Source organism: Arthrobacter sp. Z5-13 (assembly GCF_056499105.1).
In genome coordinates this window covers 1,653,280-1,671,802 of sequence record NZ_CP096460.1, presented here as the reverse complement: position 1 = coordinate 1,671,802, position 18,523 = coordinate 1,653,280, and the positions used below count along the sequence as shown (strand labels likewise).

25 protein-coding genes and 1 pseudogene are annotated in these 18,523 nt (G+C 59.4%); 15 read left to right on the top strand and 11 right to left on the bottom strand.

The window, feature by feature from the left end:
* The first annotated feature begins 51 nt into the window (after positions 1-51).
* Genes M1E02_RS07915 through M1E02_RS07895 form a run of 5 tightly spaced genes read left to right on the top strand, consistent with a single transcriptional unit; the run spans position 52 to position 4,076 of the window.
* A complete protein-coding gene (locus M1E02_RS07915) occupies positions 52-1,182 on the top strand; it encodes a thiamine pyrophosphate-dependent enzyme (protein ID WP_479377529.1) in 1,131 nt (376 codons plus the stop codon).
* Positions 1,175-2,206 carry an alpha-ketoacid dehydrogenase subunit beta gene (locus tag M1E02_RS07910; protein ID WP_479377528.1) on the top strand — a complete coding sequence of 344 codons (1,032 nt, stop codon included), beginning with the start codon at positions 1,175-1,177 and terminating at the stop codon, positions 2,204-2,206. Before M1E02_RS07915 ends, M1E02_RS07910 begins: the two co-directional genes overlap by 8 nt.
* Positions 2,199-2,528, top strand: coding sequence for a biotin/lipoyl-containing protein (locus M1E02_RS07905; protein WP_479377527.1), 330 nt, complete (start codon positions 2,199-2,201; stop codon positions 2,526-2,528). Before M1E02_RS07910 ends, M1E02_RS07905 begins: the two co-directional genes overlap by 8 nt.
* A 4-nt stretch (positions 2,529-2,532) precedes the next feature.
* Positions 2,533-3,360: an alpha/beta fold hydrolase gene (locus M1E02_RS07900; protein ID WP_479377526.1), complete on the top strand. Its 828-nt coding sequence runs from the start codon at positions 2,533-2,535 to the stop codon at positions 3,358-3,360.
* A gap of 11 nt (positions 3,361-3,371) precedes the next feature.
* On the top strand, positions 3,372-4,076 hold the full coding sequence (locus tag M1E02_RS07895; protein WP_479377525.1) for a phosphoribosyltransferase: 705 nt from the start codon (positions 3,372-3,374) through the stop codon (positions 4,074-4,076).
* Positions 4,077-4,080: 4 nt separating this feature from the next.
* Here M1E02_RS07895 and M1E02_RS07890 read toward each other — a convergent pair whose 3' ends face one another.
* The 7 genes from M1E02_RS07890 to M1E02_RS07860 all read right to left on the bottom strand — a co-directional run bounded on the left by M1E02_RS07890 (position 4,081) and on the right by M1E02_RS07860 (position 9,584).
* Complete coding sequence (locus M1E02_RS07890) at positions 4,081-5,055, bottom strand: permease prefix domain 1-containing protein (RefSeq protein WP_479377524.1); 975 nt, start codon at positions 5,053-5,055, stop codon at positions 4,081-4,083.
* On the bottom strand, positions 5,052-5,393 hold the full coding sequence (locus tag M1E02_RS07885) for a PadR family transcriptional regulator (protein ID WP_479377523.1): 342 nt from the start codon (positions 5,391-5,393) through the stop codon (positions 5,052-5,054). Before M1E02_RS07885 ends, M1E02_RS07890 begins: the two co-directional genes overlap by 4 nt.
* A 130-nt stretch (positions 5,394-5,523) precedes the next feature.
* Positions 5,524-5,952 carry a hypothetical protein gene (locus tag M1E02_RS07880; RefSeq protein WP_479377522.1) on the bottom strand — a complete coding sequence of 143 codons (429 nt, stop codon included), beginning with the start codon at positions 5,950-5,952 and terminating at the stop codon, positions 5,524-5,526.
* 166 nt (positions 5,953-6,118) lie between these two features.
* Positions 6,119-6,727: a hypothetical protein gene (locus M1E02_RS07875; RefSeq protein ID WP_479377521.1), complete on the bottom strand. Its 609-nt coding sequence runs from the start codon at positions 6,725-6,727 to the stop codon at positions 6,119-6,121.
* Positions 6,728-7,529: 802 nt separating this feature from the next.
* Entirely contained in the window at positions 7,530-7,859 is a 330-nt protein-coding gene (locus M1E02_RS07870) for a hypothetical protein (protein ID WP_479377520.1), read from the bottom strand.
* Between the two features lie 177 nt (positions 7,860-8,036).
* Complete coding sequence (locus tag M1E02_RS07865) at positions 8,037-8,531, bottom strand: GNAT family N-acetyltransferase (RefSeq protein WP_479377519.1); 495 nt, start codon at positions 8,529-8,531, stop codon at positions 8,037-8,039.
* Between the two features lie 468 nt (positions 8,532-8,999).
* On the bottom strand, positions 9,000-9,584 hold the full coding sequence (locus M1E02_RS07860; RefSeq protein WP_479377518.1) for an RBBP9/YdeN family alpha/beta hydrolase: 585 nt from the start codon (positions 9,582-9,584) through the stop codon (positions 9,000-9,002).
* 66 nt (positions 9,585-9,650) lie between these two features.
* On the opposite strand from M1E02_RS07860, the gene M1E02_RS07855 reads away from it, so the two are divergent.
* The 3 genes from M1E02_RS07855 to M1E02_RS07845 all read left to right on the top strand — a co-directional run bounded on the left by M1E02_RS07855 (position 9,651) and on the right by M1E02_RS07845 (position 11,316).
* Entirely contained in the window at positions 9,651-9,989 is a 339-nt protein-coding gene (locus tag M1E02_RS07855) for a MerR family transcriptional regulator (protein WP_479377517.1), read from the top strand.
* A gap of 841 nt (positions 9,990-10,830) precedes the next feature.
* Entirely contained in the window at positions 10,831-11,028 is a 198-nt protein-coding gene (locus M1E02_RS07850) for a hypothetical protein (RefSeq protein ID WP_479377516.1), read from the top strand.
* 72 nt (positions 11,029-11,100) lie between these two features.
* Positions 11,101-11,316: a hypothetical protein gene (locus tag M1E02_RS07845; RefSeq protein ID WP_479377515.1), complete on the top strand. Its 216-nt coding sequence runs from the start codon at positions 11,101-11,103 to the stop codon at positions 11,314-11,316.
* Positions 11,317-12,183: 867 nt separating this feature from the next.
* Here the strand turns inward: M1E02_RS07845 and M1E02_RS07840 are convergent.
* Together M1E02_RS07840 and M1E02_RS07835 are read right to left on the bottom strand one after the other, a co-directional pair.
* Positions 12,184-12,591, bottom strand: a complete 408-nt coding sequence (locus M1E02_RS07840) for a DUF5956 family protein (RefSeq protein WP_479377514.1) — start codon at positions 12,589-12,591, stop codon at positions 12,184-12,186.
* Positions 12,592-12,696: 105 nt separating this feature from the next.
* Entirely contained in the window at positions 12,697-13,302 is a 606-nt protein-coding gene (locus M1E02_RS07835; protein WP_479377513.1) for a hypothetical protein, read from the bottom strand.
* 220 nt (positions 13,303-13,522) lie between these two features.
* Here M1E02_RS07835 and M1E02_RS07830 point away from each other — a divergent pair, with 220 nt between their 5' ends.
* The 5 genes from M1E02_RS07830 (at position 13,523) to M1E02_RS07810 (ending at position 16,159) form a co-directional block, all read left to right on the top strand.
* Complete coding sequence (locus M1E02_RS07830; RefSeq protein WP_479377512.1) at positions 13,523-13,927, top strand: DUF6228 family protein; 405 nt, start codon at positions 13,523-13,525, stop codon at positions 13,925-13,927.
* Positions 13,928-13,999: 72 nt separating this feature from the next.
* Positions 14,000-14,227, top strand: coding sequence for a hypothetical protein (locus M1E02_RS07825; RefSeq protein ID WP_479377511.1), 228 nt, complete (start codon positions 14,000-14,002; stop codon positions 14,225-14,227).
* A gap of 454 nt (positions 14,228-14,681) precedes the next feature.
* A complete protein-coding gene (locus M1E02_RS07820) occupies positions 14,682-15,095 on the top strand; it encodes a hypothetical protein (protein ID WP_479377510.1) in 414 nt (137 codons plus the stop codon).
* A gap of 116 nt (positions 15,096-15,211) precedes the next feature.
* A complete protein-coding gene (locus M1E02_RS07815) occupies positions 15,212-15,739 on the top strand; it encodes a DUF4265 domain-containing protein (RefSeq protein ID WP_479377509.1) in 528 nt (175 codons plus the stop codon).
* A 54-nt stretch (positions 15,740-15,793) separates the two neighbouring features.
* On the top strand, positions 15,794-16,159 hold the full coding sequence (locus M1E02_RS07810) for a hypothetical protein (protein ID WP_479377508.1): 366 nt from the start codon (positions 15,794-15,796) through the stop codon (positions 16,157-16,159).
* Between the two features lie 97 nt (positions 16,160-16,256).
* Here M1E02_RS07810 and M1E02_RS07805 read toward each other — a convergent pair whose 3' ends face one another.
* Positions 16,257-16,712: a DUF6176 family protein gene (locus tag M1E02_RS07805; protein WP_479377507.1), complete on the bottom strand. Its 456-nt coding sequence runs from the start codon at positions 16,710-16,712 to the stop codon at positions 16,257-16,259.
* Positions 16,713-16,841: 129 nt separating this feature from the next.
* Between M1E02_RS07805 and M1E02_RS07800 the strand changes: the two genes are divergently transcribed.
* Positions 16,842-16,946, top strand: a complete 105-nt coding sequence (locus M1E02_RS07800) for an HTH domain-containing protein (protein ID WP_479377506.1) — start codon at positions 16,842-16,844, stop codon at positions 16,944-16,946.
* A 3-nt stretch (positions 16,947-16,949) separates the two neighbouring features.
* On the opposite strand, the gene M1E02_RS07795 is transcribed toward M1E02_RS07800, so the two are convergent.
* Positions 16,950-17,567 (bottom strand): DUF2510 domain-containing protein, encoded by a 618-nt coding sequence (locus tag M1E02_RS07795; protein WP_479377505.1) that lies wholly within the window; start codon positions 17,565-17,567, stop codon positions 16,950-16,952.
* A 380-nt stretch (positions 17,568-17,947) separates the two neighbouring features.
* Between M1E02_RS07795 and M1E02_RS07790 the strand changes: the two are divergent.
* A pseudogene (locus M1E02_RS07790) lies at positions 17,948-18,519 on the top strand (recombinase family protein).
* Positions 18,520-18,523 lie beyond the last annotated feature (4 nt).

Here is an 18,523-nt window from a genome sequence, read left to right as displayed (position 1 = left end):
AGGTCACACTGCTGATTGCCTGGTCACGGCAGGGTGATTAGTGTCACAGCTATGGATACCCTTGCGCTGACGCCCGTGGACTCTGATCCCGCTGCGCTTAGACCTGAACAACTCCGAGAGCTCTACTCACTGATGGTGGCCGTCCGTCATCTGGACACCTCCGCCGTCGCATGGCAGCGCCAAGGACTTATTCCCGGATATGCCCCTGAGCTGGGACAGGAGGCGGCGCAGGTGGGCAGCGGTTACGCTGTGGACACCGGACGCGACTTCGTCTTTCCCACCTACAGGGAGATGGGCGTAGCCAGGGCCATGGGAGTGGACATGGTGGCGTACATGGCTACCCACAAGGCCACGTGGCACGGCGGACTGTACAACCCGGTGAGCTCACGGCTCGCTCCGATTCAGGCAGTTGTTGCCGGTTCCGTTCTCCACGCGGTGGGCTGGGCCCACGGGCAAACGCTCCTGCATGCTTCTGCTCCCGAAGCTGCTGCTGAAGGTGGCAACGCCGAGGGTGCCAGTACCGAAGGTGCCGGCGCCGAAAGTACCGCCGGCCAAACCCCGGACCTGCCGGTCGCCATGACCTACTTTGGCGACGGCGCATCCTCCCAGGGTGATGTCCACGAAGCCATGAATTTCGCTGCTGTCCTGAAAGCGCCGGTGGTGTTTTTCGTTCAGAACAACGGGTGGGCCATCTCTGTCCCCACAGAGCGCCAGGTTGCAGGAGGTTCGGTGGCCGCCCGCGCCGCAGGCTATGGCATCCCCGCGATTGAAGTGGACGGGAATGACGTCGTTGCCGTGGCCGACGCAACCCGGCGGGCCTTCAACCACTGCAGGGCGGGGCGTGGGCCGGTGGTGATTGAAGCCAAGACCTACCGCCGCGGTCCCCACTCAACCTCGGACGACCCCGGGCGCTACCGCACCCTGGACGCAGAGCGAGCAGACGCCGGCGAGGATCCCATTGAACGGCTCGGCAGGCGCCTGCTTTCCGAAGGCATCGCTGACGAAAACTTCTTTGCCGAAGCCCTCGCGCGGGCAAAAGCAGAAGAAGAGCAGATCCGGCACGGCATCGAAGCTCTCGGCCCCCGCCCCGGCAGCGAGATGTTTGACTTCGTTTTCAAGGAATCCACCTCCCCGCTGCAGGACCAGGCCAACTCCTGGCGGGAGGAGTCCGAACATGTCTAAAACGACCCTGGAAAGCCAGATTGGGATGGCGACCGGAACGGTCAACATGTCAATGCAGCAGGCACTGAACAGGGCCCTCGACGAGGTTCTGGCTGAGAATCCAAAAGCCCTCATCTTCGGGGAGGACTGCGGAAAGCTCGGCGGGGTCTTCCGCGTTACTGACGGGCTGCAGGCAAAGTACGGCGAAGGCCGGGTCTTTGATACTCCTTTGGCCGAATCGGGAATCCTGGGGATGTCAGTGGGGCTGGCCATGGCAGGGTTCCACCCGATACCGGAAGTACAGTTCGACGGCTTCGCCTACCCGGCGGTGAACCAGATCATCTGTCAGGTTGCCCGTATGAACTATCGGAGCAGGGGTGCCCTGCCGATGCCCATCACACTTCGCGTCCCGAGCTTCTGCGGTATCCGCGCCCCCGAGCATCACGGTGAAAGCCTTGAGGCCCTGTTTGCGCACGTTCCCGGACTCAAGGTGGTCTCGCCGTCGAACCCGCACGAGGCCTACCATCTGCTCAAGTACGCGGCCAGCAGGCCGGACCCGGTGATCTTTATGGAACCAAAGTCCCGCTACTGGCAAAAGGGCGACGTCCACACTGCCCCGGGCGACTCCGGTTCTCCCAGTGGTGGAAAGGTGATGCGGAAGGGCCGGCACGTGACTCTGATTGCCTGGGGTGCCATGGTGGCGCGGTGTCTTCAGGTTGCCGGGCTGGCGGCAGAGGACGGGATCGACGTCGAAGTCCTTGACCTCCGCTGGCTCAAACCCATCGATGCTGCTGCGTTGGCGGCTTCAGTACGGAAGACGCGCCGCGCCGTCGTCGTCCATGAAGCGCCTCTGACCTCGGGGCTGGGCGCCGAGGTGGCACAACTGATTACTCAAGCGTGCTTCGACACCTTGAAGGCCCCGGTGGAACGCGTGACCGGCTTTGATGTCCCGTACCCGTCAGGGGACCTCGAAGACGAGTATGTTCCCAACATTGACCGGATCCTTTTCGGCATCCAACGGGTATTGGAGTATCGGCGTGGCTGAAATCAGCTTTCCCCTCCCCGACCTCGGCGAGGGCTTGATCGACGCAACGGTGCTGGAATGGCTGGTTGCGCCAGGGGACCAGGTTGAACGCAACCAGCCGCTGGTCGAGCTGGAAACCAGCAAATCCGCGGTTGAACTCCCCAGTCCGCAGGCGGGTAAAGTGGTGCGTATCCACGGCGGGCCAGGCGACAAGATCAACGTCGGCGAACCCCTGATCGTGTTTGAGGTGCCGGACAACACCGCCGGCATCGTGGGCACTGTCCCGAAGGAAGAGGCACCGAAGCGCCGGGTTCGTCTGAGCGCCGTACTTGATGAGGACTGACACGATGAGCGGCAGGCACACCGGCCAACAGCATTCGCACACAGTTGAGGGCACGGACCCTCAGCTCTACATTGCCTTGCATGAACCGGAGAGCGACGCCGGCCTACGGCCCATCCTGTTGCTCCACGGATTCTCCTCATCCAGTAAGTTGAACTGGGAAGATACCGGCTGGCTGCAGGCCCTGCGTACGGCCGGCCGCAAAGTCATCACAGTTGACCTTCCTGGACACGGCCGCAGCGGCGCTCCCGAGGATCTGGACTCATACACGCCCAGCCGGATCCGTGCGGATCTCCTTCAGATAGCGTTCGACGCCGGTGTCCGGCCTGTGCAGGATGGTGAGCCTGCCAGCGGACTGGATCTGATCGGCTACTCCCTCGGCTCGCGTCTGGCGTGGGAGTTTGGCGCTACTCAGCCGGAGATCGTCCATCGGATCGTCATGGGCGGCCCAAATACTGCCGATCCGCTCGCTGCTTTCGATCTCATGGCTGCGCAGAACTATCTGGCCGATGGGACCCCTATCAACGACGGATCAACCGCGCAGCTGCTGAAGATGGCCCTGGTGCTTCCCAGCAACAACATTTTTGCGCTGCTTTCGTTGGTGCAGGCGATCAAGGCGGAACCTTTCGACCCCGCAGAGGCAGTCCCCCATGTGCCGATCCTCCTGGTGGCGGGCGAGAATGACGAGCGAGCCGCGACAATGCCTGACCTCGCCGCCATCGGTTCAAAAGCCGGCGCGTTGGTGGAGCAGTTGGTGATTCCCGGACGAAACCACACCAGCGCTCTCACAAGCCGCGTCTTCAAACAGGCGGCCATCGAATTCCTTTCCGTCTGACCCTTCCCCTGATGAACACACGCTACGAGGACCGCGAGGAAGCAGGGAGGCACCTGGCTGCTGCCCTCCCGCAATTCCGCGAACGTCCTGACACCGTGGTCTTGGGCCTTGCCCGCGGCGGCGTACCGGTGGCCGCAGCTTTGGCCGCTGAGCTGTATCTGCCGCTCGGAGTCATGCTCGTGCGAAAACTTGGGATTCCAGGCCATGAGGAAACCGCGTATGGCGCCCTTGCCCTTGCTCCGGCAGCCGCTGACGAAGCCGATGCCGGACGGCCGGCAGCGGAGGGAAGGGTGGTCCGGATCATCAACCGTCCACTGCTGGCCCAGATGCTTGAGCACGGTGTCCGGCAGGAGTGGTTGAACCAGGTGGAAGACCGTGAGCGCGCAGAGCTTCTCCGCCGTGCCCGCAGCTATCCTGGCTTGAAGCTGGACCTGAAGGGAAAAACGGTCATCCTCGCCGACGACGGGCTGGCTACCGGGGCCACCATGCGGGCAGCAGTAGAAGCTGTCCGTGGTTCCGGCGCGGCAACCGTGGTAGTGGCAGCACCCGTGGCGTCAGTGGAAGCCCAGGCATCCCTTGAGCGGGTCAGCGACTTCGTCCTCAGCCTCCACCTGCCCGGAAAGTTCCGGGCGGTGGGCGCTTTCTACCGCCATTTTGAGCAACTGAGGGACGAAGACGTGGTGGGGCTGCTTCAGCAAGGACTCAAAGCCCGCTGATCTTTCACTGTGCGGTCCTGGCAGCCCGGTGGGCCTTGAGGAACCCGTCAATGATGTCCCAAGCACCGATGATCACCACACCTGCCACAACTCCAGGTGTTGCGTAATCCGCCCTGCCTTCCTGGAGCCACCCGAGCCTTGTCATGAACTCCGGATTAATCAGGGCGCCAGAAAGAACGAGCCAGACGGCTGGGACAGCGAACAGCAGGTTCAGCGCGACGTTTGCCCAGGCTGCCCTCCACGTCCAGGAACCTGCACGGTAGGTGACAACCAGGAACATGGCCTCAAGCACGAGCAGGAGCAGGAAGTACGGAAGCCAGAAACTCCAAAGCTCCGGGTTCAGAAGCGGGACCGGATGGCCATCAGCATTCTCGAATACTGAGTTGAACTGCTGCCAAACAATCGCACCGGCGAAGAGCGCGAGCATAACGGCGCTGAAGGACGTCTCGAAGATGCTGACCGGGTTGCCGGATGGCGGTTCGGGAAGCGAATCCGGGGACCAAGCCAGGCGGTCAGGTTTCCATCCCGGAGCCGGCCGTCCCTCCGTCCTCTCGATGATGACAAAGACCAGCGTGCTCCAGAAACACACGTGCACAGCAACGGTCAGCGTCGTCGCGAATGCCGACAGTATGGCGCTTCCCGCGTTGTCCTGTGCGAGCAACTGGCCGATGAGAATCCCGCCGAACGCGCATGGCAGGACCACGGCAAGCATGACCTTGAGCAAACGCCGGTAGTCAAAGTAGTACTTGGGCCCGATGAGATACGTGGGGCGCTCCGCATAGCCGGCTGCAAGCCGATCTGGATCGCCCATATCAAGCAGGGTTTCCCGCACGGCAGACTCGAGGCGCTGGCCGGCGTCGGTCTTTGCATCAACTGCGTCAGCGATGGAGGTGCGGAGTTCGCGCTCGATATCGGAACGCTGTTTTTCCGGTAGCGACCGAACGGTTGCCCAAACGTAGCGATCAGTGAGGCTGGTCATTTCGTTTCTCCTTGGTCAAGCCTTCGAATTGAATTCTGAATGTCGTTCCAGTCAGCCAACAAGGCATCGGCGAGGTCCCTGCCGTCAGCGCTGGTGCTGTAGAACTTGCGGGGCCGTGCCTGATCTGTGTTCCAGTCGCTCGAAAGAAGTCCCTGCTTCTCAAGCCGCCTGAGCAATGGGTACAACGTGTTCGCGTCGACTGAAAAGCCGAGCCGGTCGAGCGTCTCCAGCAAGGCATATCCATAGTCAGGAGTTCGCAGCACCATGAGGCAGGCGAGGACCACCGTGCCTCTCCTGAGTTCCTGGACGTGTGCGGCTACCGTTTCCTGATCGATCATGCAACTAACAATAGTGTGTGTCACACACCATTGTCTAGGGCACTATGATGTCTTCCGACGCGCCCGCTGGCCTTCGCGAGCGCCAGCCCGCCTGGGTACGCTCGAAAAGCCTGCTCCGGGTGCGTAGTTTTCAGGTCTTTGGGGACGATACTGAAACGCTGGTTAGGCGGATCTCTACGCTCTTCTTTATCCCCGACGACGCCGTTGCAATCACTGTGAAGTCATTTTTGGCCGGATTAATGACGATCCCCAGCGCAGTACCTGCTGGACCTGTGACCTCTTGCGAGATTTCCGCACTATCTGCAGGTGCAATTTGATAATGGGCGCCAGTCGCACAGTCCTGTGTGAACCTCAGATAAATGAGCCCGGTGCTACTTGTGCCCTCAACGGGCTTCACTAAGCCCTTGACGACGTCATAGATCACCGGAACGTTTCGGCCACGGCTGATAACTGTGCCGCACAGCCGCACTTCATCTTGATCGTAGACGACGGGTCCCTGGATCTCCTCGGGCAGCGGACCTGGCGCGCATGAACTGACACCCAGCGAGACGGCGAACACGAAAACAGTGATTCTTAGACCTCGACGCATGTAGCCGACCCCCAGCGATAGTTTGATTCATTGTCTGTGCGAAAGCTCCAAGCTTGACGATGTCCGGAAGGGGAACGCTCAACGGCACAGGCCTACCCGATTGCCTTGCAACCAGGTCAAGTACCGAAACGGTGGTCTATCGGTTGATGAGGTAGCCCCAATCCATGGCTGCGTTGAGGCTCCGAATATTGAAGCCTGGGTGGGCTTGCCTCAACTCCTGCATGCGAGCCTCTGCAACTCCGGGTTCATAGCTGACACTTTTAGACGCATCCTTGATCAGGGCGTCCGCCCGGGTCAAGGCTGCCTCAATTTCCGCCTCGGGGTGGAGATCCTGCAGGGTTTCGTGGATGTCGAACCGCCCGAGGCGGTACAGCATGACGTCCTGGTTGGAATAGCGCTCGTTGAAGTAGCGCAGGGCAAAGACTGAGTTCAACAGGTCGTCCTTACGGGCGGCATCGATGAGTTCGGACCGGCGTTGGAGGGCACGCTCCCGGCCGGATGTGACCAATTCCTGGGCTTCGTCGAGCGCCTGCTCGTAGCGCTCCTCGGGAAAGCCTGGAGCCTTCGCACGTACCTTCCCGAGAACGTTCTGCCGGTCGACGCCGTCGAACATGAGCGCCCGGACGTGAAACTGCGATGCCGCTCTAAGCTGGAACCAGCGGTCCTCCTCCGTCTCCGCCTTGCGTTTGGCCCGGGACCGGCGCCGTATCTGCACTCCCTGCCACAGGCGTTTAAGCCGTTGCATGCCGATCTTCCTAGGGCGAATCGTAGCGGCACCGACGTTCGAGCCGTCGCGTCTGCTCTTCATTAGGAGAGCAATTCCCAGACACATAAGCAGAAACGCGATCATTCCGAGGACGGCGTACCCTAGCTTTCCTGCCTGTGTCTCAGCGCCCAGGAACCCAATCAGCATGGCCGAAGCTGTGCAGCCAGTCCCTACGACGGCCAGTTTCTGCCCTATATAGGGATCCGCTCTGAAAGCCATGGCCTACGCTCTCACTTATGCTCCAAGTTGATGCCATGCTCGTCCCCAGGTTTCTTCCACTTACGCCACTCCATAAAGCCTCCGCTGGCCAATATGAGGGGCGATAACCAGAACACCACCCCGAACTTGGGAGTCGTGCCTCTTTCCCAGGTTCGATCAATCCGGACTGATCCGTCATGCGCAACCACATGTTGCTTAGCCCGCGCGCTCCCATGGCCATACCTTCTCGCGCTTAGAACCCGTCCCATGAACTCCTAATTGAAGCTTCCCCTGTCTGACGGCGTCGTTCAATAGCCAACCGAGGACAACCAGTGAATCGCAGGGATAAGTGCTGGGTGTTCGCAGCGACAAGTCTCCCCCGGCCGCCCGTTAGCCGAACCCTCTACGGGACACTTTCGCCTGTAGGGGCCCATTCCCGTCGCCCCGGGATCATCTGGTCAAGCGTGCCAAAGTCTTCAGAGCTGCCACCTGGGGATACGCATCTCGAGCCATCTTGGTTCTGTAGTCATCTGCCCAATAGCTCGCAGCCCTCTGCTCTGTAAGGCTGATGAACTGGGGGTTCTCATGGGCAAATTGCTTGTACGCCCTCTGGAGATCCGGCCGCCCTGGGAGATCCCGGTTCAGGAAGAGCCAGGACGAGGCGTTCATCTGGTGTGAGGCGCGACGTCATGTCATCGTCGGGCCAGGAATAGTGCATGCGGTAGGGGATCTGCATGAGCTCCCCGGCGACGTGGATCTCCGGATAGTCGGCCACGTGCCAGGCAGTGTCTTGAATCAAGTCTGAGTCGGTGCGGAACTCGGGTTGGTCCAGGCCCCTCATCGTCGCCTGAGCTGCCGGGCGGGCACACATTGGAATCGCACGCAGCAGGAGTGGGTCTTTGAACGCCTTCATCGGCTCATTCAATCATCTGTGCAACAAGGGTCCTTTAATTTCATCGATCCACCCGTTTGCCCCTACATTCGATCCATCCCGTAATAGGGGTCCCGTACAGACCATTCAAATCGTTCCGTTAAGGTCGGGCATCGCACCCTTGGTGCCCGTTAGCCCAACCCTGAATGGGCACCCGGTCTAAAGGTCGGCTCCGAAGACTGAGCGATGACGGCCGCCGTCGGTTGCCGTGAGCTCGAACGACAGCCCGATCTTTTCAGCGACACGTTGGGAGGCGATGTTTGCGGGGTCGATGATCGCTACCAGATGGGATTCCCCGAGTCCACGAGCGAAGTCGCGACAGGCGGCTGCTGCCTCACTCGCATAGCCCCGGCCTTGGAGGGCGGCACGAACGTGATAGCCGACCTCAAGAGCCAGGGTGCCATTGACTTCTTGCCAGGTGAGTCCACAGTCACCAACAAATTCGCCATCCCTGGTTTCCACGAGCCAGAGGCCGAAGCCGTGCTCGACGTAGTTCTTTTTGTTCCAATCAATCCAGTCCTGCGCCTGGGCCCGGGTTTTTGGGGAGGGGTAAAACGCCATGACCTCCGGATCGCCTAGCATGGCAGCAATGTTGTCGAGGTCGCTATCGTCCATCTCGCGGAACCGGAGGCGGCCTGTTTCGGGTGTGTTCACACGCAAAGCCTACAAAACACTTGGCGGCGGATCCCACAGGCCGATCCTCCACCGGGCACTTCCACTCACAAATCGAACTCGTCAATCCTGATGAACGGCGACAGTTTGCCGGTCTGCGTCCGCGGCGCCGGGCAAGGATCGGATCTTGCCTCGACTAAAGCAATCGCGGACCCCTAACTGTGAGAAATGGTGCCTTCGGCGGTAGACACTTCTCTTTTTCGATGAGCTTTGAGGGCGTGGCCAACCGCTACGCGGACAACCAAATAATTCCCAACGATAGCGACTTTCGGCCATTTAGCCTGCCGCCAATATAGTGCCTACGGCGTTCAGTCCTTGGCGATGTTTCAGTTCCCAGGAGGCGCTCACTGCCCCACCTCCTGCCCGAGAGCCGGTCCGTTAGCGGAACGTTCAATGGAACGTTCTTCCCAGTTTGCTGCTTGACTATCGAGGTTTGGACAAGAGAGCGTTCTACTGCTGCAGCAGATCCAGCACGAGAGGGAGGTCGTTCACTCCGTCTTCGGTGAGGAAGTGGCCGGCGCCGGGCTGTATGTGCAGTTCGGCGTTGAGCCGTTGTGCAAGCTCGTTGGATGCTTCCGTCGGCACAAAGACATCCGCGTCCGAGCGGACCACGGCGCGCACGCGTATGTTGTTCGCGATGCGCTCCGCGTCGACATCAGTAGTGAGGTACTCGTCTAGCACCGGCAGTGATTTCAGTGCCCCGGTGAAACCGGAGACAAGGACAAGCCCGCCGAGCTGCCAAGGCTCCGTCAACGCTGCAAGGGCTCGCAGCACCGTTATGGCTCCCAGGGAGTGAGCTACGATCCACGTTCCTGCATCGGGTAGTCCGATTGCCTCCCCGACTGCGTCTTGCCATGCTGCCGCTTTGGGAGCCTCGGGAGTAGGCAGAGTCACCACGGTTGCGTCAACGCCAGCGGTATCGAGTGAGTCGCGGAGCCATGGAAACCAGTGCGCATCCGGTGCGGCAGCAAATCCGTGGACGATGAGGACGCGTCGGAGGGAATGAGATGTTACTGACGTGGTTGTTATCTTCATAGCATGGGACCTTAAGGGGTCACGTCAGCGTGAAGGTCAAACACCGTCATTGAAAGGATCACAGGTTTGCTGATTGGGGAGCTGTCCGAGCGTACGGGAGTCAGCCGGCGTGCGCTTCGCTACTACGAGGAGCAGGGACTGCTCGTCCCGGAGCGGGCCTGCAATGGATACCGTGTCTATTCCGATGATGCTTCCCTCATAGTCAGTCAGATACAAGGCCTGTTCGCCGCTGGCCTCGACTCCGAGGCGATTCGCCAGTACCTCCCGTGTGCCCGTGGTAGCGCACCACAGCTTGAAATGTGCGCCGAGCTGCGTTCACACCTTGCAGAACGAGCCGCGGAACTGGAAGCCCAGGCTGAAGTATTGACTCTGCAGCGCGAGAAAGTGTTGGCTCACCTCGCATAGCGATGCCCCGGCTCGTGCTGCTCTTCAGCCTCTAGTAGGACGTTTTTGAACGCACGTTTGGGAAACCCTCTACGGGACGTCTTTACGACGGGACCAGCCTCATTCACCTGCGACGCATCCTTGCGGAGGGGCAGATCGGCAGAGCGCGGCCTAACCTGCCATTGTTCTTCTAGTCGAAAAATCCTGCTGCACCGATGACTGAAGGACGAAATCAGAATGAATGAGAATTTTGGTCAGCGAATGTTGGAACTGCTCAGGCGTTTGAGCAGATCGTCTATCTACGAGGGATGTTTGACCGGAGCTACGCCGCGTCAGTCGTGCTGGACAGGGAGTACTCCGTGGCAAGGCTCTTGATCACACCTCATGAAGCTCACGCACTTCGCGATTACAAACCAGTCTCTTGACCGTTTGGCTACTTGCCCCGTAAGGGGAACCTTCACAGGACACGAGTCAGAGCTAACAACCGGTCGGATGAGAGAACACAACGATTCGGGGACGACTTTAGGCTTTTCGATGGCTATCGCGCGAACAGGAGAACAATGGGCACATGAAGCTCCCTGGCAGGTTTCCCGCGAGAACCAACTCGTTGCGATTGCTCTTCGTCGCGGTGTTTGTTGCTGCTTTGGGACCTTCCGCAGTCGCCTGCTCCTCATCTTCTGGTGGTGAGCCGCCCTGTTTACCGCCTGCCTACTCAGTAACTCCGACAAGCGCCAAATTTGGAAAGATGGTGACAGTCGCAGCACCCGCGGCGAAGTGCCACCCCCGATATGGCTCTAATGCCCAAATTCAAGTGAGGGTTACCGATGCAGGTGGGGCTGAAGTCATCAACACAATGGCTCCAATGACTGATTCCGGGGAATTCAGGTACACCTTCACTGTTCCCGCGGACATCGCGGTTGGAGAAGCCGTGGTGACGGCAATGCCGCACAATATCGACTGGTGCGACGACACCGGCAGGAACAACCGTGCAGCAGGAACTGTGGACCTTAAGCGCGCCTCGTGTGCAATGCCCGTGGAGATACTCACAATCACGCGCTAACGAATCCAACTCCATGCCCGAATAGGAACCTTGACCGAACACCTTTCCCGATCTGTGCCTTAGTCTGCTGATATGAAACCGACCAAGCTTGGAGCTCTGGAAACCATCGGAATCGCACTGATGGTGCTTGCCCTATACCTCGCTGCGATGCTGCTGATCATGCTCATTTCGATGGCGAATGGTGAGACCTCTTCGACCCTGGCAATAACTGCAATTGGCGCGGTGGTAGCGGCCGGTGTTTCAATGGCCCTCCGTCGATACACTAAACAGCTTCGTAAGGGCGCGTAAAACCAACCTTCACTGCGACGGATGCTGGGAATGGCGCACCTAGCGGGCGGTCTCGGTTTTCAACGCGAGCCCAAGGGAGTTGCACACTTTTTCGTCTCCGGGAATGACAGCGGCCCGGTGTCCGCCAACCCCCCAGTGGTTCCATCACGAATCACAGAAGTCAATGAATCGCAGCCAGCTCCGTCAACCGTCCCTGTGGGGAACCCCGGTCGGGCATTTCTTTGACTGACTCGCCTATTGACTAGGGTGTCGTTGGGCTTGCCGGGGTGGATTGAATTGGCACCGGAATAGGGGTTGGGTAACGTATTTGATCCTTGCTCAGTGGAACAGAGCTTGCTGCGCAACTGAATGTGGAGGGAGAGTCGGGGACAGGGACAATTAGCTCTGTTGGATTGGGGGTCGGAGGCTGCCGTGTCTCCGGGCACATCCGCACGACACTGAGACTGACTGTCGGGGACGGCTCTGCGGTTGGCAGGGATGGCTCCTGCCAGTCCTCTCCGACGCCTTTACTGACTACGCTTCCGCAGGCGCCGCCAGAGAAAATCAGAACGCCTGCGGCCATGAACAGGCGGATCTCTCTGGAACATCGCATGCCCTGATTGTCCCGGTACTCGTGCCACAAAAATAGGGGCAGGTATCAATCGCTGGTTTCAACCAGATCAATCTTCCTGTGCTCTGACTGTCAGCGGAATGTGGCGGCTAAGTCGCGGCTAGTGCCCTTTGAGGAACCCTAATGGAATTCTCGATTCGGGGAGACTGAGACCCGAAACTTGGAGATGCTTGCCGTCGAGCCTACGTGCTCGGCAAACTCGGCTAGCCACATTTAGTCGCGATACATCCTAGCCATAGCTTTTTTCGCGGGACCTTTCATCGTCCAAGGGCGGAGGCCATCGTAGGGCAGTGATTCTGTGGTGGCTGCCCACACGGCAGACCAGAACGCTTCCACGGCCAAGTCGTTGCGGGACGGGGGCGGATGTACCAATCGAAGCCCCGGGGTCTGGCTGGGAGATCCGCTTCGGCCAGGTAGGTATCAATGTCATTGTCGATGGCTGAAAGGTCGGCGTCAGTCAGCAGGAATGGCTCGCTTTGATCCCCGCCATTCGGCAGGTGATGGAGGATCTTGCCGAAGCGGTCACCCTTTGCCTTCGGGACCCGCACGAAGTTGCCGGGGCCGGCAGCCCAAAGGACCAGTGCTCCCCAGCCGTTCTCGGTGGCAAGTATCCAATCCTGAGGAGCTTCGGAAACTTCCGCGCACTCCCACGAGCTGTTTGTCATGAAAACCATCTTCCACCGTACCGAGCCGTCTTTGCGTGAGTTCCATTTGAGGAACCCTCAACGGACACTTTCGCCTGTAGGGGCTCCATTCGCGTCGCCCCGGGATCATCTGGTCAAGCGTGCCAAAGTCTTCAGAGCTGCCACCTGGGGATACGCATCTCGTGCCATCTTGGTTCTGTAGTCATCCGCCCAATAGCTTGCAGCCCTCTGCTCTGTCAGGCTGATGAATTGGGGGTTCTCATGGGCAAATTGCTTGTATGCCCTCTGGAGGTCCGGCCGCCCTGGCAGCTCCCGGTTCAGGAAGGCCAGCACATCCTCGCCCAACTCGATCACGTACTCGCCGCAGAGTTGGATGACGAAGGGTATGGTCCAAGCGGCGTTTGAGACGAAGATCAGAGACAGGGCTCTTTGCCGTACCCGCCCATCGTGGTGCCGGGACATCCAACAGGCCAGGACGAGGCGTTCATCTGGTGTGAGGCGCGACGTCATGTCATCGTCGGGCCAGGAATAGTGCATGCGGTAGGGGATCTGCATGAGCTCCCCGGCGACGTGGATCTCCGGATAGTCGGCCACGTGCCAGGCAGTGTCTTGAATTAAGTCTGAGTCGGTGGGGAACTCGGGTTGGTCCAGGCCCCTCATCGTCGCCTGAGCTGCCGGGCGGGCACTCATTGGAATCGCACGCAGCAGGAGTGGGTCTTTGAACGCCTTCATCGGCTCATTCAAGCATCTGTGCAACAAAGGTTTCTTCAATTTCTTCGGTCCCGGCCCCTACATTCGATCCATCCCGGCAGAAGGGTCCCGTTCAGACCAGTCATATCGTTCCGTTACCGGGTCGGGCACCGCACCCTTGGTGCCCGTAAGTCGAACCGTCAACGGGCAGCCGTTGAAGCAGATTCCATGCAAAACAGGACTGTCCCTAGAGAATAGGGTGATGGGAACAGCAACTATCGGCATCGGACGCTCTTCGCGCATCACCTTTGAGGAAGTTTCGAAGGGATCTGACGGAGAGCCGAGCAGCGTGCTTGTGGCCATTGAATTGCAAAACTTGAGAGGGACCCGTCAAGTTGCGGCCCACTATGCAAAAGGCTTTCAAGACCTGTCGGATTTCTTTGAGGACTTGGCTGAGCATTGGGCTGGCTGGTCAGGAATCAAAACGTATGAATCCTTTGAGGGCGATCTGCTGCTTGTGGCCCGTCACACCGGCCACGTTGAACTGGGCTTTACCCTTCAGCACCCCTCCTTTCCAGAGACTTGGTGTGTACGAGGTGAGCTGATACTTGATCCTGGGGAGGAAATGACGAAGGCCAGCGAGGCAATCAAGAGTTTGCTCACCTAAGGTGGATTCGTTCCTGTCTCCTTAGAGGAACCCTGAGCGTACTTCTTATCTTCGTGAGGCATGCTGGACTGCATGACTTCAGTCCGAATTGAACTCAGCGCAGACGAGGCTCTGGTCCTGCATGCGTGGATATCCCGTTTCAATAGACGCGAGGACAACGAGTTCGAAGACCGAGCCGAGCAGCGCGTCTTGTGGGACGTTGAGTCCTTGCTCGAGGAGTCTCTGGTCGAGCCTTTCCACGAAGACTATGAGTCTCTGGTAACTGCAGCTCGGGACCGAGTCAGGGATCCCAGCGAGTAGCGACTCCGCCCTTACAACTCCCGACGCACTGCCTTGCGCGACCACGATCTTGTTTGGGTGTTACTGCAGCGCTTGAGCAGGCGGTTCGAGCGTCCGTTTCGGGAACCTTCATCGGACACCGGCCAAGGACGTTGGCTGTGGGATTTCACTCGGCTGCCTTCGATCGCAGCAGATGGCGAGTTTGCCGTCATGTGGCGGCCTTTTGATCGGTAAATGTCGCTAGTTGCCGATGACGAGGATACTGGCGGCTTCGAGACCAAGCCAACCTGCACTCGGCCGACGTGCTGAAAGATGGCGCAGGGACCCTGGAGAAGTACTATGAAACGCTCCCTGATGGGACACAGGCTGGGCTGAAGCCCGTGGTGGAGAGACCAAAATGGAGGAATCAATGTTATTCCCAGATAGCTCAACCCCGCTGGAGCCGGTCCTGACGATTCGCGGGTGTTTTCTGGTCATGTCCGACTTCGTCTGGGCGTATGCGCGGCGCGGATCGGGCGATGACCTACTAACCTTGATTGGCGACACCGGACTGTTGGAGGATGGGCGCCCAACAGACCCAGCGGCCTGGGAGGACTGGGTGGAAAGCATGGACTGGATCGAGTACGGGAATCCACCCCGTACTGGATCCTCAACGTCATACCCGGACAGCCCAACCGCCGAGGCGGTCAGTCTCACGTCCTGCGAAGGGTTCCTGATCACCTCTGACTTCCTATGGGAGTACGGCAACCGGGAAGGTGATCACCTGCTGGCGTTTCTCCAACACATAGCCCTGAGGTACGACGGCCAGCCCACCAACCCAAGAATCTGGCCGGACTGGCTGGACAGCGTTAGATGGATCAAGTCCGGGAAACCTTCCAGAAATCCGTAACCATCGCTAACCCTGATCGGACAATGGCCCGGAAGGGATCCTTGAACGGACGCCTTCCGTCAAGGGCACCAATGCGCTGGGGCTCCGCACGGACCTCCGTTCGGTAGTCTCAGATCGTGACTGATTATCGGCAACACCCCAGCGTCGTGGCACATTGGCATGACGGCTCACTGCAGCCTCTTCCCGAAGCCGTGAAGGCAGGAGCGACTGTATGGTTTGCGTTGCCCCAGGAACCAGACACCGAGCAGATGTGGGAAGGACTGCGCGGCCGCGTCGAAACAGACGGCACGGCGACTGTTCTCGCGGTGCCGGCCTATCTCTACGACATCAACTTTGACGACCGGGTGAACGTGATGCGCTCAGAAGAGAACGGCCTCGTTGCCACCGGCATAGATCACGACGCTCGTAACTTCACCTTCAGAGTCCTGCTGAAATCGGAGGACTCCGATGCGTGGCAGCCGTTGGCCACTGAGCTCGCCAAGCTCGGATGCATCCTCGATGTCATGTCTCCGCGATTCTTCGCCATATCCTGCAGCGAACCTTTATCGCAGGACGTCGCCGACAAATTGTTCACCCTGCAGAACAACGACGTTCTTCATTATGAAACGGGCCGAACGCAGCTGCCGGGGCACAACCAGGCCTAGCAACAGAGCGCCCATTTGAGGATCGAGGTATGAGGAGGTCTCTTGGAGAAAAGTATGAAGACGACTATCAGTGAGCGAACAATCTTCGAGGATATTTTCGCCCGGAGTACGGAAGACTGGGTCTCTGACGGGGAAATCCATTCCCTCGTCATGACACGAACAGGCGAGGCAGATCCCACAACTACGCGCTCCATGGCGCTGGGCGTCATTGTCGAACTCATAATGCGTGACTGGATGATACCGACGACGTACAACACACCTTGGAATGTTGATCCATGGGAGGCGGTACGTCGCATCGACGGTGCGTGGTGGAAAGGTAAGGACCGAATCGGTTATCTCGATGTCGCCCAGTTCGTTCCAACACCCAAGGCTCTGGAAATGGCTCGAGCCGTACTGCGCCGGGAAGGTTGGGACGTCTGAGGGCTTGGGGCGTCCCTCCTCAGACCCAGGAATTGGGGTCTCGCCCGCGCCCGTAAGCCGGTCGATCGCCGCCCCCTTGATGCGCGTAAGCCGAACCCTAAGCGGGTTCTCCGCCAGTGCGGCCCCATTGGACCATGGCTTCACGGATATGGTTTGGTGTCAGCATGAATTTCGGCGCGAGTTCCTCCCACCCTGGTTCCTTGACTCGGCGGCTGTACGCTGCATGCTCCGCATCGACAGGTTGGCTCTCATCCAGTTCTGCACCGTCTCTTCCCATAAGGCTCACGTGGTAGATCCAGGTTGAACCGTCGGCTTCCTCGTGACGGAAGGTGGCCTCAAATACAGCTCTTTCCGCCGGTATTGCGACCAGGCACTCGTCGTAGCGGTTGTTGAGCATCGACATCCACTCGTCGAACTCGCCCTCTTTCCCGTCGACAATTCTTGACCGGCTCAGTTCAAGTCGAAGACCGTCCGGAACGGACGGAGGCATGGGGTGCCCGTCAAAGTCCCGGGGGAATGGGTTAAAGGGTGTATGCGGTTCCTGTTTGTCCATCCGGTCATGATTGCATCCTAGTGACAGCTCAGACGAGCGTGATTGATTCCTACTCAGTCAACTCCATGCCCACAAGCAGCTGACCGGATCAACCGTTCCTAAGCCGATCCCTCACCGGACACCGCATCATTGCACGCCAGCTTGCACACCCAGACCGAACTGGCCGAACTGCTCGACGTCTCCCGCGCAACCATCTACCGCGAGCTCCAACGTGCCCGACCTGTTCCGGGCTGACATTCAACCCTTTGGAAAGTCCACCACGCGGGAATCAGCACTTGTGTGTTCTGTGTTTTTGGTGTGGGGCCACCAGATGTGGGCGAGGGCGAATGCAAGCGTTAGCCATCCAGCGAAGAATAGTCCCCAGTGGGGTGAGTAGCTACGGAACGGGGCAGAGCCAGGAAGCTCCGGATCGACCAACCATTCCCATGAGCCGTTGAGGATTGAAATTACCAATAGTGCCGCTCCCACTGGAATGAGGACGGTCATCACCATCGGGTGCGCTCTCCACCAGCGCCGGAGAGGGTTGATGGTGCGTAAGGGCAGGCCGATCACGAGCACGGACAGTACGGTGATGCTGGTGAATATCGGAATCCCGAAGATCACTCCGGAAGCTGTTCCTCCGCCGCCATCGCTCAAAAAGGTCAGGACTATGGCAATTAGCCACATGATAGCGCCTGAGAGGATCATCTGCCATGGAAGTATGCGCCACGCTGCGTTACTCGTTGCGACCCGTTCAAGTTTGGCACGCTCGGCATGATGTGCGGTCCAGTTCCGGCCGTCCCACCAGCGCAGATCGACGGATCTCCACGGGTCTGGATACCACCCCGGTGGACTGCTGCTGGGTTGATCTGTCACGCCTGTAGCTCCTTCGGTTGTCCTGGCCACTACTTCTTGAATAAAATTTTCGACCTTTGCGCGTGTTCCCTTAAGGGCTCGGGAAAAGTGCGTCGATGTGTCTGCGGTTGGCCCGCCTGACGGGGGCATCAATCATTTCAGCCACTTCATCAGCAGCTGCCGGATCTAGCGTATTTCACATCCCCGATGGGACTTCTGAAACGGACAAGCGGCGCCCGCAAGACGGTCCCCCAACGGCGCAAGGGAGATCCCAAAATTTCCGGATCATAGATCGCAGGATTTCCGCGGCCGCCCGATTCTCGTAAGACCCGCCCGAGAAAATGCCCGGTGACGGGGGGATAAACGGTACGAACAAGACCCTGACCGGACTGCTGATCGATATGCGCGTGTCCACCCAACGACCAAGACCTCACCGCCCAGCAGAATGCCCTGACCGCTCTTGGGGGTGTCGCCGGACAAGACCCTCACAGACTAGAGCCTTACCCGGGCCAACCGGGCACCACCCGGGCTAGGCGAAGCGCTGGCCGCCTGCAGGAACGGGGACACTCTGGTCGTGACCAAACTCGACCGTCTGGCCAGGTCGCTCCGCGATGCGAAGGACATCGTTGACGAACTCACGCGCAGTGAAGTCAAGCTAAGCATCGGAGGCTCCGTCCACGACCCGACCGATCCGGAGGCCGGCTCCTCTTTAACGTCCTGGCCATGGTCGCGGAGTTTGAAGCCGACCTGATCCGCGCACGGACCGGGGAGGGCATGGCGGTCGCCAAGGTGAAGAGCCGCCTACGAGGGAACCAGCCGAAGCTGTCCAAAAAAAGAGCAAGCCAACCTGGTATCCGTTCACCAGGCGGGGACGCACACGACGATGGAACTTGCTGAACTCTTTGGGGTAGCGCGTCCAACCGTCTACCGCGCCATCAAACGGGCAGGCGACGCCGCTGACCGCTTAGCGTGAATTT

What these genes read in the sequence shown, in the direction of transcription:
- M1E02_RS07835 (WP_479377513.1), bottom strand. Translation starts at nt 13,302, where the DNA reads ATGAAGGCGTTCAAAGACCCACTCCTGCTGCGTGCGATTCCAATGAGT.
- M1E02_RS07910 (WP_479377528.1), top strand. Translation starts at nt 1,175, where the DNA reads ATGTCTAAAACGACCCTGGAAAGCCAGATTGGGATGGCGACCGGAACG.
- M1E02_RS07890 (WP_479377524.1), bottom strand. Translation starts at nt 5,055, where the DNA reads ATGACCAGCCTCACTGATCGCTACGTTTGGGCAACCGTTCGGTCGCTA.
- M1E02_RS07870 (WP_479377520.1), bottom strand. Translation starts at nt 7,859, where the DNA reads ATGAAGGCGTTCAAAGACCCACTCCTGCTGCGTGCGATTCCAATGTGT.
- M1E02_RS07840 (WP_479377514.1), bottom strand. Translation starts at nt 12,591, where the DNA reads ATGACAAACAGCTCGTGGGAGTGCGCGGAAGTTTCCGAAGCTCCTCAG.
- M1E02_RS07860 (WP_479377518.1), bottom strand. Translation starts at nt 9,584, where the DNA reads ATGAAGATAACAACCACGTCAGTAACATCTCATTCCCTCCGACGCGTC.
- M1E02_RS07820 (WP_479377510.1), top strand. Translation starts at nt 14,682, where the DNA reads ATGTCCGACTTCGTCTGGGCGTATGCGCGGCGCGGATCGGGCGATGAC.
- M1E02_RS07895 (WP_479377525.1), top strand. Translation starts at nt 3,372, where the DNA reads ATGAACACACGCTACGAGGACCGCGAGGAAGCAGGGAGGCACCTGGCT.
- M1E02_RS07830 (WP_479377512.1), top strand. Translation starts at nt 13,523, where the DNA reads ATGGGAACAGCAACTATCGGCATCGGACGCTCTTCGCGCATCACCTTT.
- M1E02_RS07805 (WP_479377507.1), bottom strand. Translation starts at nt 16,712, where the DNA reads ATGGACAAACAGGAACCGCATACACCCTTTAACCCATTCCCCCGGGAC.
- M1E02_RS07845 (WP_479377515.1), top strand. Translation starts at nt 11,101, where the DNA reads ATGAAACCGACCAAGCTTGGAGCTCTGGAAACCATCGGAATCGCACTG.
- M1E02_RS07915 (WP_479377529.1), top strand. Translation starts at nt 52, where the DNA reads ATGGATACCCTTGCGCTGACGCCCGTGGACTCTGATCCCGCTGCGCTT.
- M1E02_RS07850 (WP_479377516.1), top strand. Translation starts at nt 10,831, where the DNA reads ATGACTGATTCCGGGGAATTCAGGTACACCTTCACTGTTCCCGCGGAC.
- M1E02_RS07810 (WP_479377508.1), top strand. Translation starts at nt 15,794, where the DNA reads ATGAAGACGACTATCAGTGAGCGAACAATCTTCGAGGATATTTTCGCC.
- M1E02_RS07825 (WP_479377511.1), top strand. Translation starts at nt 14,000, where the DNA reads ATGACTTCAGTCCGAATTGAACTCAGCGCAGACGAGGCTCTGGTCCTG.
- M1E02_RS07900 (WP_479377526.1), top strand. Translation starts at nt 2,533, where the DNA reads ATGAGCGGCAGGCACACCGGCCAACAGCATTCGCACACAGTTGAGGGC.
- M1E02_RS07875 (WP_479377521.1), bottom strand. Translation starts at nt 6,727, where the DNA reads ATGCAACGGCTTAAACGCCTGTGGCAGGGAGTGCAGATACGGCGCCGG.
- M1E02_RS07885 (WP_479377523.1), bottom strand. Translation starts at nt 5,393, where the DNA reads ATGATCGATCAGGAAACGGTAGCCGCACACGTCCAGGAACTCAGGAGA.